Raw genomic sequence first — 17,250 nt, forward strand, 5'->3', positions numbered from 1 at the left:
ATCGAGTCACGAGCGTTCGTACGCTGTGCCACCGACGATGAGACGGCCCTCGTGCTCGAAGGCCCTGCCCGATGGCGTCTCGCCGTAGTGGAAGCGGCGGACGTCGCGCTCCTTGCCGGTGGCGGCGTCGAGGAGGTACAGGCGCACGGCCGGGATCACCAGCAGGTCACGGCGTTCGCCGACAGCGGTCAGCCTCCCGTCCTGGAGGTGGAAGACGTCGACGTCGGAGTCGAGGCCGGTTTTCCACACCTGCCGTCCGGTGGCCAGGTCGAAGGCGAAGGCGCTGTCCCGGCTGCCGACCCCCTTCACATAGCGGCTGCCGAGGGCATAGAGCCTGGTCTCGTCCACCGCCACGTACGAGCTGCTGAAGGCGATGGGCGGGTTGGGCCGGCCGTCCCTGCTGAAGGAGTGGAAGGCGCGGACGTCGTCCACGACCAGCGGGTCGGCGGAGACGAGGAGCGCGCCGGCGTCGCCCCACGTGGCGGCCTCACGGTCGCCGATCGGGGTGGACCACAGGAGCGCACCGGTGGCCGGGTCGAAGGCGGCCGCTTGCAGTTCGGCGTCCCTGGGGAGCCCGTTCGGGATCGCGTTCGGTCCGTTCTGCGAGCCGCCGCACGCGAGGAGGGCGCCGACGTGCCGCACGGACGGCAGAGCATGGGCGGGGACGCAGTTCGGGGGAACGGTCGCCGTCCAGCGCGGCGCGCCGGTGCGTACGTCGACGGCGCTCAGCCCCTGGTGGGTGAGCACGGTGAGACCGCCGCCCACGGTCACCCGAGCACGCTTGTAGTCGCTCAAGCGCTTTTCACCGGACGCTGCGGGGACCGGGGCGCGCCAGATCTCGCGGCCGTTCTTCATGTCGAGCGCCGCGAGCGTGGTGCACAACTGCCGCGCGGCCGAGGCGGGCCGGTTCTCGTCGTCGCGCGTGACGACCATGACGGAATGTTCGACGTCGGCCTCGGCGGCACAGATCTTGGAGCGGCCCGGCGGCCGGTACTCCCAGACCTCTTTGCCGGTCCCGGCGTCGTGGCCGGTCGCCGCGTCGGACCGGCTCCGCACCAACGTGTCGCCGGCCAGCCAGGACCCGACGGCATCGTCCGCCCAGGCATGGTTGCCCCGGTCGGTGGCCTTGCCGTCCGAAGGGGTCTTCCAGGCGATGTCCATCGAGTCGCCGGGAAAGCGGCCCGAGATGAAGACGCCTGCGACGGTGAGGGCGCAGACCAGGGCGACGAGCGTTCCGCCCCTGATCAGGAGGCGGCTGGTCCGTCCCCTGCGCGCGGGCGAATGATCGTTCGACCCCTCGTCGTTCGCTGGCGTCGTTCGCGTGGCCATGCTCACTACCCCCCCTTGGCGTGACGCCGCCGGTCGACGGACGGGGCGTCACCTGCTTCTCCAGCGAGGTGATCATAAATATGGGTCCCGTGTCGGGGCAGCATCATCGTTTCTTCCCTTCCGCCCCTGTGACCTGCACGGGAACCGCATTCCACGTACGAGTGACTTGGTCGGGATTCGATGGTTTTGGGGCAGCTGCTTCGGGATCATGGTTCCGGTTCCGCATATGACGGCGGCATGAGGCCTTTGTCGTTTGTCGGACACAGCCGTGCCCGTTCCGCGCCGTGAGCGGGGACGGCCCCGCTGCGCCCCCCGTGCCGGGGGCGGGCGGTACCGCACACCGGACACAGGGTCGTGCCGCCGGTTCCGGGTCCGCGCCGTCTGGTCGCGGCCTCGCCGGTGACGCGACTCGACCGCACCACGAATCAGAGGAGCCGGACTACATGTCCATGCCTGTTGTGAGCATCTGGGACAACACCATCCCGGGCGCCCAGCCCCACTACCCGAGGGCATCCGCGTGGGACGCCGTCTGGCCCCTCACAGGGGGAACCGCCTGGGTCTTCTACAGCAACCCGGACAAGACGAGGATCACGAAGCCCGTGATCCTCGCCGACGGGTTCTCCTCCGGGAAGAGCGATCCCGATGCCCTGTGGAACGGCCTGGAGAACGGCGAGTACCCCTTCGTCTCCAAGCTGCGGGAGGCCGGCTTCGACCTGGTGCTCCTCGGCTTCGACGAGCGGTCCGCGTCCATCATCGACAACTCCGCCGTGGCGATCCAGTGCATCGAAAAGGCGATCGCCGACCGCGAAGGGCGGGCCAAGCTGACGGTCGGCGGATTCAGCATGGGCGGGCTGGTCACCCGTTACGCCCTCGCCAAGATGCACCACGACGGCGACTCCCACGAGACCGCCACCTACCTCTCCTACGACACCCCGCACCACGGAGCCTGGCTGCCCATCTCGGTCCAGGCGTTCGCGCACTTCGTGAAGGACAACTGGGGCGAACTCCCCGGATTCGGCGAACTCCTCGGCAGTTTCTCGCGGATGATCAACAGCTCGGCCGCCCGGGAGCTGCTGCGCTGGCACATCGAGACCGTCACCGCGGAGGCCCGCCAGGACCGGGCCCGCACCGACTTCCTCGCGGAACTGGAGCGGGTGGGCAGCTGGCCCCCCGGCGTGCGACGCCTCGGGGTCGCCAACGGCACGGGCACCGGTGCCGGGAACAACATCCCGGCCAGGGTGACGGCGATGCGCACCACGGGTGCGGAGCTGACGGGGACCCGTCTGGACACGCAGGACACGGGGGAGCAGGTCGTCGCCATCCTGAAGAAGACCGGAGCCGCCGAGATCCGGGTCACCACCAACGGCCTGCCCGACATCGACGGCGCTCCGGGCGGGCTGTTCCCCGAGGCCCTGAATCTGCCGGGCCGGCCCGCCAACTTCGGAACCGCCGCCATGCTGGCCGGACTCCTCGAAGGCGAGCCGGCGGAACTCACTTACAACGCGACCACGTTCGTTCCGAGCATCAGCGCCGTGGCGGCCGGCGAGATCGACGACCGCGACGCGCTCTACAGCAAGATCGACTCCGACAGCAGCGAGCTCGACCACTTCATGTGCGCGACCGACAACCAAGGACACACGGTCATCACCGAGGAACTCGGTGAATGGATCATGGAGAAGCTCCAGACCCCCTGACCTGCGGCCACGACGGTGACCCTCCCGAACCTGCCTGCCCGGCGGGGCCGGGAGGGTCACCTCGTGGAAGAGGGCTCCACAGCCCTCGACCCGGCCTTCGGTGTATCCAAATGGTCTCCGCACGGCGGCTTGACCGATGGACCTGCGGCAACGTAACTTCGAGCCGACCGGCCCGTGAACTGATGGAGGAGGCGAAGTCGGATGTCGATCATCTCCGAACTGCACCGCCCCGCGCATCAGATCGCCTGGACTCCGGGTCTTGTAGCACACGGCTGCTGAACAGCCCTCTTCTCCGGTGTGCCCTTCTGCGGCCCCGGCATCTTTCGATTTCTCACACCGCCTGCGGCACGTCGTCGCGTGCCGAGTCGCGCTCCGGGTTCTCCCGGGTTGCGCCAGCGAAATAGAAAGCCCCTGAAATGGCTACTAGCATAATCAGCTCGACCATGCACCGAAATGAGGATGTGCCATGGTAGCGGCGCGGATCACGGTCAACGGGAAAGAGACACCGCTTTCACCGGCTGCACCGCACACCACGGTGCTGGATCTCCTGCGCGAGCGCGGCCTCACCGGTACGAAGGAGGGCTGCGCCGAAGGTGAGTGCGGCGCCTGTTCGGTCCTGGTGGCCCGGCCCGGCGTGAACAAGCCCACCGACTGGGTGGCGGTCAACGCCTGTCTGGTGCCGGCCGCGGCACTCGACGGCCAGGAGATCATCACCTCCGAGGGTCTCGCCACGGTCGGCGAACCCGGCACACCGCCTTCGCTGCACCCCGTGCAGCAGGAGATGGCGGTCCGCGGCGGTTCCCAATGCGGTTACTGCACACCTGGGTTCATCTGCAGCATGGCCTCCGAGTACTACCGGCCCGACCGCTGCGCGCACACGGAGCCCGCCGACGGCGCAGACGCCCACGCCGACGCCGACGCCGAGCACGGTCCGAACGGCTTCGATCTGCACTCGCTGAGCGGAAACCTGTGCCGCTGCACCGGCTACCGCCCGATCCGCGATGCCGCCTTCGCCGTCGGTGCGCCCACCGAGGACGATCCCCTGGCCCAGCGGCGCGAGCAGTCCCCGCCCGAACCCGCCGCCACCGTCTACACGCAGGACGACAGCACGTTCCTGCGACCGGGCACCCTCACCGAAGCGCTGCGGCTGCTGCGCGAGCGGCCCGAAGCCGTGGTGGTCGCCGGCAGCACCGACTGGGGCGTGGAGGTCAACATCCGCTCCCGCCGCGCGAATTGCGTGGTCGCCGTCGACCGGCTGCCCGAACTGCGGTCGCTGAGCGTGGAATCCGACCACATCGAGATCGGGGCCGCGCAGACGCTCACCGAGATCGAGCGCCGCCTCGACGGCAGCGTCCCGCTGCTGGCGGAACTGTTCCCGCAGTTCGCTTCCCGGCTCATCCGCAACAGCGCCACCCTCGGCGGCAACCTGGGTACCGGCTCCCCCATCGGTGACAGCCCGCCGGTGCTGCTCGCCCTGGAGGCGTCGCTGCTGCTCGCCGACGCCGACGGTGAGCGCGAGGTCCCGCTGGCCGACTACTTCACCGGCTACCGGCAGAGCGTGCGCCGCCCCGGCGAGCTGATCCGCGCGGTGCGCATCCCGCTGCCGCTGTCGCCGGTCACGGCCTTCCACAAGATCGCCAAGCGGCGCTTCGACGACATCTCCAGTGTCGCGATCGCCTTCGCGCTCGACATCGAGGGCGGGATCGTCCGCAAGGCACGCATCGGTCTGGGCGGCGTGGCCGCCACCCCGATCCGCGCCCTGAGCACCGAGGCAGCCCTGGAAGGCAGGGCATGGACGGCGGAGACCGTCGAGGCCGCGGCCCGGGTGCTGCGGGGCGAGGGCACGCCGATGAGCGATCACCGCGCCAGTTCCGTCTACCGTTCCGCCATGCTCGGCCAGAGCCTGCTGAAGCTGCACGCGCAAACCACCGAGGCGGTGTCTTCATGAGCCATTTGTCCGAGCGTCCCGAGAAGCCTGTGGTCGGCGTCTCCATGCCGCACGAGAGTGCCGTGCTGCACGTCACCGGCACCGCGCTCTACACCGATGACCTGGTGTACCGCACCAAGGACACGCTGCACGCCTACCCCGTCCAGGTCATGAAGACCCGGGGCAGGATCACCGCGCTGCGCACCGAGCCCGCGCTGGCCGTGCCCGGTGTGGTGCGCGTACTGACCGTCGCGGACGTGCCGGGCGTCAACGACGCCGGAATGAAGCACGACGAGCCCCTGTTCCCCGACGAGGTCATGTTCCACGGCCACGCGGTCGCCTGGGTGCTCGGCGAGACCCTGGAGGCGGCCCGGCTCGGTGCGGCGGCCGTCGAGGTGGAACTCGATGAACTGCCCTCCGTGATCACGCTGAAGGAAGCGATCGCGGCGGAGAGCTTCCACGGCGCCCGGCCCGTGATGGTGACCGGTGACATCGACGCCGGTTTCGCCGACTCGGCGCACGTGTTCACCGGCGAGTTCCAGTTCTCCGACCAGGAGCACTTCTACCTGGAGACGCACGCCGCGCTGGCCTACATCGACGAGGCCGAGCAGGTGTTCATCCAGAGCAGCACCCAGCACCCCTCGGAGACGCAGGAGATCGTCGCGCACGTCCTCGGCCTGCACAGCCACGAGGTGACCGTGCAGTGCCTGCGGATGGGCGGCGGCTTCGGCGGCAAGGAGATGCAGCCGCACGGCTTCGCGGCCATCGCCGCGCTCGGCGCCAAGCTGACCGGCCGGCCGGTCCGGGTGCGGCTCAACCGCACCCAGGACCTGACGATGTCCGGCAAGAGGCACGGGTTCCACGCCGACTGGAAGATCGGCTTCGACGCCGACGGCCGCATCCAGGCGCTGGACGCCACGCTGACCGCGGACGGCGGCTGGAGCCTGGACCTGTCGGAGCCGGTCTGCGCCCGTGCGCTGTGCCACATCGACAACACCTACTGGATTCCCAACGCGCGGGTCGCCGGTCGCATCGCCAAGACCAACAAGGTCTCGAACACGGCCTTCCGCGGCTTCGGCGGACCGCAGGGCATGCTGGTGATCGAGGACATCCTGGGCCGGGTCGCGCCGCTGCTCGGCCTGGACCCGATGGAGCTGCGCAAGCGCAACTTCTACCAGCCGGGTCTCGGCCAGTCGACGCCGTACGGCCAGCCGGTCCCGCAGGCGGAACGTATCGCCGGCGTCTGGCAGCAGGTCGAGGAGAACGGCGGCGTCGCCGACCGCAAGCGCGAGATCGCGGCCTTCAACGCCGCGCACCCGCACACCAAGCGGGCGCTCGCGATCACCGGCATCAAGTTCGGCATCTCGTTCAACCTCACGGCCTTCAACCAGGCCGGTGCGCTGGTGCTGATCTACAAAGACGGCTCCGTCCTGATCAACCACGGCGGCACCGAGATGGGCCAGGGCCTGCACACCAAGATGCTGCAGGTGGCCGCGACCACGCTGGGCATCCCGCTGCACAAGGTGCGGCTGGCCCCCACGCGTACCGACAAGGTGCCCAACACCTCCGCCACCGCCGCCAGTTCCGGGGCGGACCTCAACGGTGGTGCGGTGAAGAACGCCTGCGAGCAGTTGCGCGCGCGGCTGCTGCAGGTGGCCGCCAGCCAGCTGGGGTCGAACGCCTCGGACGTGCGCATCGTCGACGGTGTCGCCCGCACCCTGGGCAGCGACAAGGAGCTGGCCTGGGACGACCTGGTGCACACCGCGTACTTCCAGCGCGTCCAGCTGTCGGCATCCGGCTACTACCGGACCGAGGGTCTGCACTGGGACGCGAAGGCCTTCCGGGGCTCGCCGTTCAAGTACTTCTCCTACGGCGCCGCCGCGGCCGAGGTGGAGGTGGACGGCTTCACCGGCGCGTACCGCATCCGCCGGGTGGACATCGTGCACGACGTCGGCGACAGCCTGTCCCCGATGATCGACATCGGTCAGGTCGAGGGCGGTTTCGTGCAGGGCGCGGGCTGGCTGACGCTCGAGGACATGCGCTGGGACACCAGTGACGGGCCGAACCGCGGCCGGCTGCTGACCCAGGCCGCGAGCACGTACAAGCTGCCGAGCTTCTCGGAGATGCCCGCCGAGTTCAACGTCACCCTCATGGAGAACGCCACCGAAGAGGGCGCGGTGTACGGGTCCAAGGCGGTCGGTGAGCCTCCGCTGATGCTGGCCTTCTGCGTGCGCGAAGCGCTGCGGCAGGCCGCCGCGGCGTTCGGGCCCGCCGGGGTCAGTGTGGAGCTCGCCGCCCCCGCGACCCCGGAGGCGGTCTACTGGGCGATCGAAGCGGCCCGCGAGAAGAACGACGACGTGCGGGGCGGCAACGGCCATGCACTCGACGGCAGCGAGATCCGCACCGACACAAGCGCTTTGAGCAATGCCTGACATGACCTGGATCGCCGCGGTCACGCGGTTGCGAGCACGCCGGGAGCCCGGCGTGCTCGTGACCGTCGCGACCGTGCGCGGCCACGCGCCCCGTGGGGCCGGTGCCAAACTCGTCGTGGGACAGACCGAGACCTGGGGGTCGATCGGCGGCGGCAACATCGAGGCCGTCGCCATCGACCGGGCCCGCCAGCTGAACGTCGAGCCCGATCCGGAGCCGGAACTGATGGAGTTCGCCCTCAACGACAAGGTCATCGGACCCCACGGTGTGCAGTGCTGCGGCGGCGCCGTCAGCCTGCTCCTCGAACCGCTGCCGGTGGTCCAGGCGGTGGCCGTCTTCGGCGTCGGGCACGTCGGACTGGAGCTGGCCCGGATCCTGGCCCGCCACAACCTCGATCTGCACCTGATCGACACCCGCTCCGACATGCTCACCGACGAGCGGCTCGGGGTGCTCGCGGATGCGGTGGCGCAGATCCACGTGCACCACACGCCGCTGCTTCCGGAGGAGGTGCTCGCGGAGCTGCCGCCCGGCGCCCACGTCCTGATCATGACCCACGATCACGCCGAGGACGCCGCGCTGTGCGACGCCGCCCTGCGCACCGCCGGTCTCGGCTCGATCGGGCTGATCGGCTCGGCGGCCAAATGGGTGCGGTTCCGCAAGCGCCTGGCCACCGAGGGCGGTCACGACGCCGCCGCCATCGACCGGATCAAGACTCCGATCGGAATGACCGAGATCACCGGCAAGGAACCTGCCACGATCGCGGTGAGCGTCGCGGCGGACCTGCTCCGGACCTTCGAGCAGGACCGCCCCGGGGCGGTACCGGACGCGGTCGCCGAGATCCCGGCGCCCCCCGAGGCCCCTGAGGTCCGTGAGGTCCGTGAGGTCCGTGAGGAGGTCCCCAGGGTCCGTGAGGTCCCGAAGGCCCCCGCGGTCCGCGAGGTCCCCGGGGTCCGCGTACGCTCCGGCATCCGCTAGGACGCTTCTTTCGGACCATGCCCGGCCCGGCCTGGTCCGGCCTGGTCCGGCCTGGTCCGAAAGAAGCGGCCCGGCAACGGCTAGCCGCCGAGCGCGCTCAGCTTGTGGGCGTAGAGCACGCGCTGACAGTAGTCCGTTCCGTCCGGATCGTCCGGCGCCTTGTTCGCCTTGCAGTCGGGATCCGACCCCGGGCGGTGTTCGGAGAGGGACCACAAGCGTCCCGTGCCGCGCTCGACGTAGAGGTCCTCGGCACCCCGGGCGGTCTTGACGGCCTGGCCGTCCTGAACCAGCCGGCCGTCGCTCCACTTGTAGCGCCACAGGTTGCCCGGCTCGTCCGTGCCCTTGGACTCGTTCACGTACAGCGTGCCCTTGTACGCCGCCACGCCCTGGGCGCCGCCGCCCGCCATCGGCAGGTAGTTGGCCCAGCCCTGCGCGGTGACGTCGGTGGAGCGGCCCTCCAGGGCCGCGACCGGGTACGAGGCGATGCGGCCGGTGGAGGGGTAGCCGCTCTCCGGGCGACAGTACTCACCCATGATCAGGCGGTCCGGGGTGGTGCTGCGGTCCAGGGAGATGTAGGAGCTCTTCGGGGCGCCGGTGGCGACACAGGCGTAGGAGCCCTTGGGGTTGCTCTGCGCCGCCTTGAACTTCCACGCGGCCACCTGCGGCATGACGTAGCGGTAGCCGAAGCTGTACCAGACGTTGTCGTGCCGCCCGACCTTCGTCTTGTCCTCCACGTCGGAGGTGGTCTTGACCCCGTCGGTGTCGGTCCCGATCGCGTCGTGCGTCTTGGGGTCGCCGTCCGGGTCGAGGTCCAGGATGTAGCGCATGTCGAAGACGCGCAGGCCGTTGCGGGTGTCCGCGACGTAGAGGTAGTTGCCGTACCAGACGATCCCGCCGGCGTGGACGCCCTTCTGGATCGGGTACTCGGCCGCGTGCAGCCCGTCGAAGGAGACGTGGTCGGCGGAGTTCACGTAGGTCCAGCCCAGCAGGACGTGCCGGTATTTGATCTCGGGGCTTCCGGTGGCCGGGTTGGTCCGGCTCTGCACGAAGGTGATCCGGACGCCCTTCTGGTTGCACGCGTCGTCGGCCGCCAGCTCGGCCTCGGTGCAATCGCCGGCCGTGGGGAGAGGGTCGTTCTCCCGGCCCGGGTCCCAGCCGTCGTAGGAGGCGAACAGCTGGATGTTCGCGGCCTCGCCCCACAGCTCGTTGGCCTTGGCGTCGGAGACGCCGGTGATGCCCTGCGGGACCCACTCCTGCGAGATGGAGTCGTCCGAGTGCAGGCAGTACTTGATGTCGGGGTCGGGAGCGGTGCCGAACGGGTCGCGGGAACACCACGGCTCGATCGTGCGGTTCGCCCCGGCCAACAGCTTCTGCACACCGCCCGAGCCGGGCAGCACCGAGGCCAGGCGGGTGACCCGCCGGGTGGTCTCGTCGTTCATCTCGCCGGGCTGCAGCGTGAAGTCTCCGGGTGAGGCCGCGCCGCCGGGAGCGGTCCAGCCTGCGGCGCTGAGCGGCGAGGGGGTGCCCTCGGCCGTGCGGGGCTCCTGGATCCAGGTCCCGGGCGCGTCCGGCGCGGGGTCCTGCGCCTGCGCCGGTGCCGCGAGACCGGTGAACGCGAGCGCCGCCGCGGCAGCGGTGGCCGCCGCGATCCAGGCGCGGCGTATGCGACTTGAGGGCATGCGGGGGTTGCCTCCGATGCTCGGGTGACAGGGGAGTCAAGCGGAGGGTTCCAGAACACTTGTGCGCGACGCAAGCGTGATCGTTTCAGTAACAGCCTTGTTCAGCAGCACAGTTGAAGGCTCCTGCGCACGGTGGGGGGATCGCCGGCTCACGGGGTGGGCGAAACCCTGTTCAGCGGTGCGACCGATGGGCCCGGGCTGCCGTCTCAGTGGGTGACGGTCAGCACCCAGGAGGAACAGTGAATCAGCGCTCAGGGCGTTTACTCGGTATGGCGGTCGCCGCCTCGGTCGGCCTGGTCGGTTGCGGCAGCAGTGCGCCCTCCGACGGACCCGCGCCCGAGTCCCGCCCGTCTGCCGTACCGGCGTACGTGGTCGCCTACCGTGCCGGACACACCGCGGGCAAGGCCGTCTACGACTCGACGGGGAAGGGCGCGGCCGTGCGCGAGACCGTATGGGGCGGCTGTACGCGCCGGGCCCTGCAGGCCGGCAGCGACGCCGAGGTGGATCGTGGCTCCTGGGTGCGAGGCTGCCTCCACGGCGTCACCAACGGCCCAGAGCGGTTGCCCACCGGCCCCGTGACCGAGCGGACCGCGGATTCGGAGATGCTGGAGCGGTTCCGCGCCCGGGCTCGCACCAAGGGTGAAGCGCCGCAGGTCGACCACGCCCGCGCGCTGGTCGTGGCCCGACTGACCGAACACGACTATGACGTCGAACTGAGCACGGACTACTCGGCAGGCTCGGGAACGCCCGAAGCCGAATCGCTTGCCCGGAGTTTCGTCGAGTCGTGGGACGGCGATAGCGGCCGGGACGGTACCGCCAGGAACGTGCTGGTCCTCGGGCCGTCCGGAGAGAGGCTGGCCGCGCAGCGCATCTGAGCAGCGGCAACGGCCCCGTATCACCGGCCCCTTCGGGAGGCGTCCCGCCGTGGGATCGGGGTCGCGCCGCATCGGCCGGCTGCGGCGCGCCCGCACGGGGTCAGGAGGTGCGCTTCAGGGTCCAGGTGTTGGGGTTGAAGCTGGGGACGGCGGAGTAGCGACAGCCACTCGAGTAGTAGGTGTTGGTGATGGTCCAGCCGGCGGGCGGCCACGTGGACGCACAGGCGTTGACCTGGGTGCCGACCGGGTAGCCTCTGAGGTCCTTGATCTGCTTGGTGTTGGGCGTGAAGCCGGAGCCGCACCCGCCGCTGTTCCACCACTGGGCGTCCACCCAGCCGTCCGGGGTGAGCGTGCTGGAGCACATGGTGAGCGTGTCGCCGGGCGCCGCCGAGGCGGGGCTCACGGCGATGGCGAGGGCGGTGACGGCCATGGTGGCCAGAGCGGCGGCGTGACGGATGCGGATCACGGGACGTTCCTTCCTGGGTGCGCTGGGATCGCTGCCGACCATCGGCAGGTGTATCAGGCACCGGGTCATTGCTATCCGACCGGTTCGGACTCCAGAAAGTCACCTTTTGGGCATATCTCGGCGATGGTTTAGAGCCGCCGCGGCACCCGGCTCCGAAGCCGCGGTCAGCCGATCGGCTGCCGCATCTCGGTACGCACCTTGAGGGTCGTCGCGGCGGTCTTGGCGAGGTCGACGTCCCAGGCCTTCTGCTGCGCGGTCTCCTCGCTGACGAGGCCGACCGTGGCTCCGGTGTTCTCGTCGGCCCAGGCGCACATCGGCAGGGAGCTGTCGGCCCCGCCCTGCCGTACCGTCAGCACCTGGCAGGACAAGGTGACGTCGGAGCCGGGGGGCGTGATGTCCCGCGCGCGGACCGCGACGAACGCGCCTTCGGAGTCCGCGGCGCCGCGCAGCATCTTCTTGCGGGCTCCCGCGGAGTCCTTGAACCGGCCGTACATCCCCGAGACCAGCAGGGCGCCCGACTCCTTCGGGGACTCGGAGGCGTACTGGGCCACGACCGGCTTCGGATCGTGGACCTTCGCGTCGTAGGTGCCCTCCAGCGCTTTCCTGCCGTCGGTCTCCGAACGGTCCTGGAGCAGCTCGTACTTGCCGTCCACGAGGGTCTTGGGAACGGTGAGCCGGTACCGGGCCTCGGGGAAGCCGGATCCGGTCAGCCTGACTGCGACCGCGCCGATCGCGCCGAGCACCAGCACCGCTCCCGCGACGATCCCGATCACCATGCCGACCCGGTTCCTGCGCGGCGGCGTGCCCGTCGGGGGCTGCCCCCACCCTCCTTGACCGGGGTACGGCTGCGGCGGGTACGGCTGCCCCGGGTACGGCTGCTGCTGCGCGGCGTACGGCTGGCCGCCGTAGGGGTTCGGGGGCTGCGGGGGCCCGTACGGGCCGGGGGGTTGCTGGGGCGGCGGCATGCTCATGCCCAAACGTTACGTCAGCCCCACGCACCGCAAAGTTCCGGCCGCCGTCCGCGGTCGCGGGGACGGCCCTCGGATTCCATTCTCTGCGGGCCGGGTGGACGCGTGATCTGGGCCGGAACCCGCCCTGGTAAGTAGGATCAAGGAATGTCTGACACGACCGAAACTACGCCCGGCTGGCTGAGCAGCGACGAGCTGGAAATGGCCCGGGCCCAGATGCCGATCCTCTACGTCGAGGCCGTCCCCGTACGCGTGGACGACACCGGCGAAGTCACCACCATCGGACTGCTCCTGCGGATCGGGGCGGACGGGGCGATCAGCCGGGCCCTGGTGTCCGGCCGTGTCATGCACCACGAGCGGATCCGTGACGCGCTCCTGCGCCACCTGGAGAAGGACCTGGGCCCCGTGGCGCTCCCCCGCATCCCCGCCTCCCTGCAACCCTTCACGGTCGCCGAGTACTTCCCCACGGCGGGCATCACCCCCTACCACGACCCTCGCCAGCACGCGGTGTCCCTCGCCTACATCGTGCCCGTCACGGGTGACTGCCGCCCCCGTCAGGACGCCCTGGACCTGGTCTGGTTCAGCCCTCAGGAAGCCCTCTCGGCCGCCGTGCAGGGCGAGATGCCGGGCGGTCACGCGGCCCTGCTGAAGCAGGCGCTCGCGCATGTGGGGTACACGTACTGAAGTCGCCGCGCACCCCGCGCGGCGCTCCACACCCGGCTCCGGTCGCTCCCGGCGGCATCCGCAGCGGCAGCGACCGGACCGGGTCCCGCACTCCCCCGGCTACGAGTTCTGCGCCGGGGCGAACTTCGTGAGGATCAGCAGCGTGTCGACGAGGTCCTCGCCGGTCGCCAGGCGGCGCAGCTGTTGCCCGAAGACCAGGGCCACGGCCACGCCGGCCAGGCGTTCGGGGTCCGGGACGCCGAGTTGGGTCAGGATCCGGGTGGCCAGCAGGTCGTAGGCGGCGAAGCACTCGGCCGCGGCGGCGCGCAGCCGTTCGTCGCGGCCGGCCTGGACGTACAGCTCGAACGGCGCGATGTGGCGGCTGTCGAAGGCGTTGCCTCCCGCCACCTGCGCCACCACCTCGGCCGCCTGCCCGATGTCGAACTGCTCGTCGGTGCATTCGTCCGCGAGCGCCGTGAAGTGCCGGGTCTCCTCGGCCACGAAGTGCAGCAGGCTCTCGCGCAGCAGCTCGTGCTGGGTCGCGAAGTGGTAGGTGACGGAGCCGAGGGAGACCCCGGCCTCCTTGGCGATCCGCCGGTTGGTGACGGCGGCGATGCCGTCCTGCCCGATGATCCGCAGTACGGCGTCGATGATGCTCTGGCGGGTGTCGGAGGCATGGGACATGGCGCAATTCTGCCCCATCGGCCGACCCGACCGCCGGGGCGGGGGCGGGGAGTTGGGGACCACGGGGTGTGGACAGGGAGCGGCGCCGTCCATACTGTTCGTTCGAACGAACAGTTGAGGGATCTCGCCAGCCGCACGGGAGTGGTCGTGGACATATCCGGATCGAACGTTCTACTCACCGGCGCCACCGGAGGCATCGGCGCCGCCCTGGCCGCGCGCCTGACCGCGCAGGGGGCCCGCCTCACGGTCACCGGGCGGCGGGAGGAAGCCCTCAAGGCCACCGCCGAGGCCTGCGGCGCGCGTACCGTGATCGCCGATCTGGCCGTCCGGTCCGACGTCCTCGACCTCGCCGAGAGCTGCGCGGAGGCGGACATCCTCGTGGCGAACGCCGCCCTGCCCGCCAGCGGCGACCTCCTGGACTACACCGAGGACCAGCTCGACCGCGCCCTCGACGTCAACCTCCGTGCCCCCGTCCTGCTCTCCCGGCTGCTCGCGGAGCGCATGGTGGGCCGCGGCCGCGGCCACATCGTGCTGGTCGGCTCCATTTCCGGCAAGGCGGCCACCAAGTCGACCTCCCTGTACAACGCGACGAAGTTCGGCCTGCGCGGTTTCGCGCTCGCCCTGCGCCAGGAGCTCCGGGGTACGGGGGTGGGGGTGTCCCTGGTCCAGCCGGGCTTCGTCCGCGACGCCGGAATGTTCGCGGCCACCGGTGCCACCACCCCGAACGGCATCAGGACCGTCACGCCCGGCCAGGTCGCCGACGGCGTCGTACGAGCCGTCCGCCGCGACCGGTGCGAGGTCAACGTCGCGCCGCTGGAGCTGCGGCTGCTGAGCGCAGTCGCCGGACAGTTCCCCGGCTTCGCCGAGCGCGTCCAGGCCCGTATGGACCTCGACGGGTCCGTGCGGCAGATCGTCGAGGCCCAGCGCGCACGCCGTTAGGCCGTCTCTTTCAGCACGTAGCGGGCCCTCACCCTCGCACCAGCACGCACGCCTTCCCTGCACCCCACGTGAACGGAGAGCACGGCTGTGCCGAGTGACCACCTCCCGAGCGATGCGCCCCACCCCTCCCATGACGCCGCCCACGACGCCGCCCCCGGCTCCGGCCCGCGGGTCGAGCGCCGGTCCCTGCTCCGCCTGGGGGCCCTGCTCGCCGCGGGCGGAGCCGCCGCGCTGGTTCCCGCACCCGTCGCACACGCCGCGACGCGGGGCCAGGGCACCGACACGGTCACCACCACCTACCGCGGCCGCTCCCCCTACGGCACCGACCAGTGGGCGTACGTCCCCTTCGACGTCCCCGCCGGAGTCCGGCGGATCTCCGTCGCCACCACCCACGACGCCGCCGCCGGCATCCTGGACCTCGGCATCTTCGGCCCGGCCGGCTTCCGCGGCTGGTCGGGCGGCGCCCGCTCCGGTTTCACCCTCTCCGCGGCGGACGCCACCCCCGGCTATGTGCCCGGCCCCGTCGAGCCCGGCGCCTGGTCGGTCATCCTGGGGCCGATGGTCGGCAGCGCCGGCGGTATGGACTGGCAGGTCGACGTCACCGTGCACCTCGGGGAACCGCTGCCCCGGACCCCGTACGACATCCTGCCGGGCTCGGTGGCCGGGCGGGGCCCCGGCTGGTACCGCGGCGACCTGCACCTGCACAGCGTCCACTCCGACGGGCAGCGCACGGTGGAGGAGATCGTCGCGGCCGCCCGCCAGGAAGGGCTGCACTTCATCGCCACGTCCGACCACAACACCAGCTCCACCGGCGTGACCTGGCGCGGCAACATCCCGACCGACCTGCTGGTCGTCAACGCCGAGGAGGTCACCACCCGCCACGGCCACTGGCTGGCCGTCGGACTGCCGCAGGGCGAATGGGTGGACTGGCGCTACGGGCCCGCGGACCAGGGAGCCTTCGAGGGCCAGGTCCGGCGCGTGCACAGTCTGGGCGGACTCACGATCGCCGCCCATCCGCTCACTCCGGCGGCGGGATCCTTCTGGGAGTTCGGCCTCGACCGCGTGGACGCGCTGGAGGTGTGGAACGGACCGTGGACCCTGGACGACGCGGCCAACATCGCCGCCTGGCACGTCATGCTCTGCCTCGGCAAGCGGGTCGCCGCCGTCGGCAACAGCGACGCGCACAGCCCGGCGGACGCCGTAGGCCGGCCCCACAACGTCGTGTACGCCGCCGGCCTGTCGACGCCCGCCGTCCTGGACGCGCTGCGGCTGGGCCGGTCGTACGCCGTCGAATCCGCGGCCGTGACCCTGGACTTCACCGCCCGCACCGGCGGAGCGGTCGCGGGACCGGGTGAGGAACTGCCCCTGTCGTTCTTCGACGCCGTCGACGTGACCTTGAACGTGACGGGTGCTCCAGACAGCATCGCCACCCTGTACACCGAATGGGGAATCATGGCCGCCACCTGCATCGACGGCAGCGGCACGGGGCAGCTGCGCTGGCGCGGCTGGGGCAAGGCCTCCTTGTTCGCCCGGGCCGAGGTCCGCCGGCCCAAGCCCGCCTCCACCACCCTGGACCAACTGGTGGCCATCACCAACCCGGTGTGGTTCTACTCCGCGCAACTGCCCCCGTACGACGTCGAACGGCGGGTGCTCTTCCACACCGAGCGCCGCCCCGACGGGTCGTGGAGCGGCATGCGTCCACTGCCGGGTGCCGCCGATGCCGGATCCGGCTCGGTCTCCGGCTCGTTCGCGGGGGTCCAGAGCGCCGTGGCCGGCATGGCGGACGGCTCGGCGGTGGTGCTGGGCATCGCACCCGACAACGGCCTGTGGCTGACCGTCGTACGGGATTCGGCCACGCTGCAGCCCTGGCAGCGTGTCACGGGGCCGGACGGCTCGTCCGGATTCGCCGTGCGGGAGGCGGACATCGCGGCCTTCCCCGACGGCACCTGCCAGATCGTGGTGACGGCCATGGACGGCACCGCCTTCCACCAGCAGCGCCGGGCCGACGGCGGACTGCCCGGGTTCCGGGCCCTGCCCGGCTTCACCGCGAAGAGCCGCTGGGGCGCCACGAAGGTGTCGATCGCCGCCCTGCCCGACGGGTCAGCCCAACTGCTCGGTTACGGCACGGACGGTGCCATGTACCACTGTGCGCGCGGGCGGGACGGCGCGTGGACGGCCTGGGGGCGCCTGCCCGGCTACGACGGTGCCCCGACGTTCTCCGGTCCGGCCTTGGCGATCACCGGGATGCCCGACGGGTCGTCCCAGGTCCTCGCGATCGGGCTCGACGGGATGGTGTACCACCAGCTGCGGCGGCCGGACGGTTCCTGGACCGGCTTCCGGCCCCCGCGGGGCGTCACCACGGCGACCATGGGGGCCAGCGCCATCGGCATCGCCGGGACACCCGACGGCTCGGCCCAGGTCGTGGCGGTCGGGCTCGACGGACGGATCTGGCACGCCGTCAGGAGGCCGGACGGCTCCTGGACGCCGTTCTCGCAGATACCCGGCCCGAACGGGAGGGACTCCTTCCCCGCGGGACAGGTGCGCATCACCGCCCTGCGCGACGGCTCCACGCACGTGACGGCCATCAGCGCCGGCTGAAGGGTGGTGCGGGAGCGGGGTGG

The 17,250-nt window shown here is 71.0% G+C and carries 13 protein-coding genes; 8 read left to right on the forward strand and 5 right to left on the reverse strand.

The features are described from left to right. Positions 1–6 precede the first annotated feature (6 nt). Complete coding sequence (locus tag JYK04_RS04760) at positions 7–1,329, reverse strand: outer membrane protein assembly factor BamB family protein (protein WP_189746757.1); 1,323 nt, start codon at positions 1,327–1,329, stop codon at positions 7–9. Between the two features lie 443 nt (positions 1,330–1,772). Between JYK04_RS04760 and JYK04_RS04765 the strand changes: the two genes are divergently transcribed. From JYK04_RS04765 to xdhC, 4 genes are all read left to right on the forward strand, one after another. After that, positions 1,773–3,023, forward strand: coding sequence for an esterase/lipase family protein (locus JYK04_RS04765; protein WP_189746755.1), 1,251 nt, complete (start codon positions 1,773–1,775; stop codon positions 3,021–3,023). A gap of 466 nt (positions 3,024–3,489) precedes the next feature. Beyond that, positions 3,490–4,971 (forward strand): xanthine dehydrogenase small subunit, encoded by a 1,482-nt coding sequence (locus JYK04_RS04770; protein ID WP_189746753.1) that lies wholly within the window; start codon positions 3,490–3,492, stop codon positions 4,969–4,971. Then, on the forward strand, positions 4,968–7,382 hold the full coding sequence (gene xdhB, locus JYK04_RS04775; protein ID WP_189746751.1) for a xanthine dehydrogenase molybdopterin binding subunit: 2,415 nt from the start codon (positions 4,968–4,970) through the stop codon (positions 7,380–7,382). The genes JYK04_RS04770 and xdhB overlap by 4 nt, the downstream gene beginning before the upstream one ends. A gap of 1 nt (position 7,383) precedes the next feature. Continuing rightward, on the forward strand, positions 7,384–8,355 hold the full coding sequence (gene xdhC / locus JYK04_RS04780; protein ID WP_229876846.1) for a xanthine dehydrogenase accessory protein XdhC: 972 nt from the start codon (positions 7,384–7,386) through the stop codon (positions 8,353–8,355). Between the two features lie 80 nt (positions 8,356–8,435). On the opposite strand, the gene JYK04_RS04785 is transcribed toward xdhC, so the two are convergent. Beyond that, entirely contained in the window at positions 8,436–10,034 is a 1,599-nt protein-coding gene (locus JYK04_RS04785; RefSeq protein ID WP_189746749.1) for a hypothetical protein, read from the reverse strand. A 239-nt stretch (positions 10,035–10,273) separates the two neighbouring features. On the opposite strand from JYK04_RS04785, the gene JYK04_RS04790 reads away from it, so the two are divergent. After that, positions 10,274–10,909 (forward strand): hypothetical protein, encoded by a 636-nt coding sequence (locus JYK04_RS04790; protein ID WP_189746747.1) that lies wholly within the window; start codon positions 10,274–10,276, stop codon positions 10,907–10,909. 100 nt (positions 10,910–11,009) lie between these two features. On the opposite strand, the gene JYK04_RS04795 is transcribed toward JYK04_RS04790, so the two are convergent. Together JYK04_RS04795 and JYK04_RS04800 are read right to left on the reverse strand one after the other, a co-directional pair. Further along, complete coding sequence (locus JYK04_RS04795; RefSeq protein ID WP_202186032.1) at positions 11,010–11,375, reverse strand: hypothetical protein; 366 nt, start codon at positions 11,373–11,375, stop codon at positions 11,010–11,012. 164 nt (positions 11,376–11,539) lie between these two features. Then, on the reverse strand, positions 11,540–12,346 hold the full coding sequence (locus JYK04_RS04800; RefSeq protein ID WP_189746745.1) for a hypothetical protein: 807 nt from the start codon (positions 12,344–12,346) through the stop codon (positions 11,540–11,542). A 144-nt stretch (positions 12,347–12,490) separates the two neighbouring features. Here JYK04_RS04800 and JYK04_RS04805 point away from each other — a divergent pair, with 144 nt between their 5' ends. After that, a complete protein-coding gene (locus JYK04_RS04805) occupies positions 12,491–13,027 on the forward strand; it encodes an NUDIX hydrolase family protein (protein WP_189746743.1) in 537 nt (178 codons plus the stop codon). 99 nt (positions 13,028–13,126) lie between these two features. On the opposite strand, the gene JYK04_RS04810 is transcribed toward JYK04_RS04805, so the two are convergent. Next, complete coding sequence (locus JYK04_RS04810; protein WP_189746741.1) at positions 13,127–13,690, reverse strand: TetR/AcrR family transcriptional regulator; 564 nt, start codon at positions 13,688–13,690, stop codon at positions 13,127–13,129. A 147-nt stretch (positions 13,691–13,837) separates the two neighbouring features. Here JYK04_RS04810 and JYK04_RS04815 point away from each other — a divergent pair, with 147 nt between their 5' ends. Both JYK04_RS04815 and JYK04_RS04820 read left to right on the forward strand, forming a co-directional pair. Continuing rightward, positions 13,838–14,629, forward strand: a complete 792-nt coding sequence (locus JYK04_RS04815) for an SDR family NAD(P)-dependent oxidoreductase (RefSeq protein ID WP_189746739.1) — start codon at positions 13,838–13,840, stop codon at positions 14,627–14,629. Positions 14,630–14,716: 87 nt separating this feature from the next. After that, the gene (locus tag JYK04_RS04820) at positions 14,717–17,227 is read left to right on the forward strand and encodes a CehA/McbA family metallohydrolase (protein WP_189746737.1); all 2,511 of its coding nucleotides are present in this window, start codon (positions 14,717–14,719) and stop codon (positions 17,225–17,227) included. Positions 17,228–17,250 lie beyond the last annotated feature (23 nt).

Source organism: Streptomyces nojiriensis (assembly GCF_017639205.1).
Classification (GTDB): Bacteria; Actinomycetota; Actinomycetes; order Streptomycetales; family Streptomycetaceae; genus Streptomyces; species Streptomyces nojiriensis.

Bases quoted from the DNA above. Each gene is read 5' to 3' on its own strand.
- xdhC (WP_229876846.1), top strand. From the start codon at position 7,384: ATGACCTGGATCGCCGCGGTCACGCGGTTGCGAGCACGCCGGGAGCCC.
- JYK04_RS04800 (WP_189746745.1), bottom strand. From the start codon at position 12,346: ATGAGCATGCCGCCGCCCCAGCAACCCCCCGGCCCGTACGGGCCCCCG.
- xdhB (WP_189746751.1), top strand. From the start codon at position 4,968: ATGAGCCATTTGTCCGAGCGTCCCGAGAAGCCTGTGGTCGGCGTCTCC.
- JYK04_RS04810 (WP_189746741.1), bottom strand. From the start codon at position 13,690: ATGTCCCATGCCTCCGACACCCGCCAGAGCATCATCGACGCCGTACTG.
- JYK04_RS04770 (WP_189746753.1), top strand. From the start codon at position 3,490: ATGGTAGCGGCGCGGATCACGGTCAACGGGAAAGAGACACCGCTTTCA.
- JYK04_RS04785 (WP_189746749.1), bottom strand. From the start codon at position 10,034: ATGCCCTCAAGTCGCATACGCCGCGCCTGGATCGCGGCGGCCACCGCT.
- JYK04_RS04760 (WP_189746757.1), bottom strand. From the start codon at position 1,329: ATGGCCACGCGAACGACGCCAGCGAACGACGAGGGGTCGAACGATCAT.
- JYK04_RS04765 (WP_189746755.1), top strand. From the start codon at position 1,773: ATGTCCATGCCTGTTGTGAGCATCTGGGACAACACCATCCCGGGCGCC.
- JYK04_RS04805 (WP_189746743.1), top strand. From the start codon at position 12,491: ATGTCTGACACGACCGAAACTACGCCCGGCTGGCTGAGCAGCGACGAG.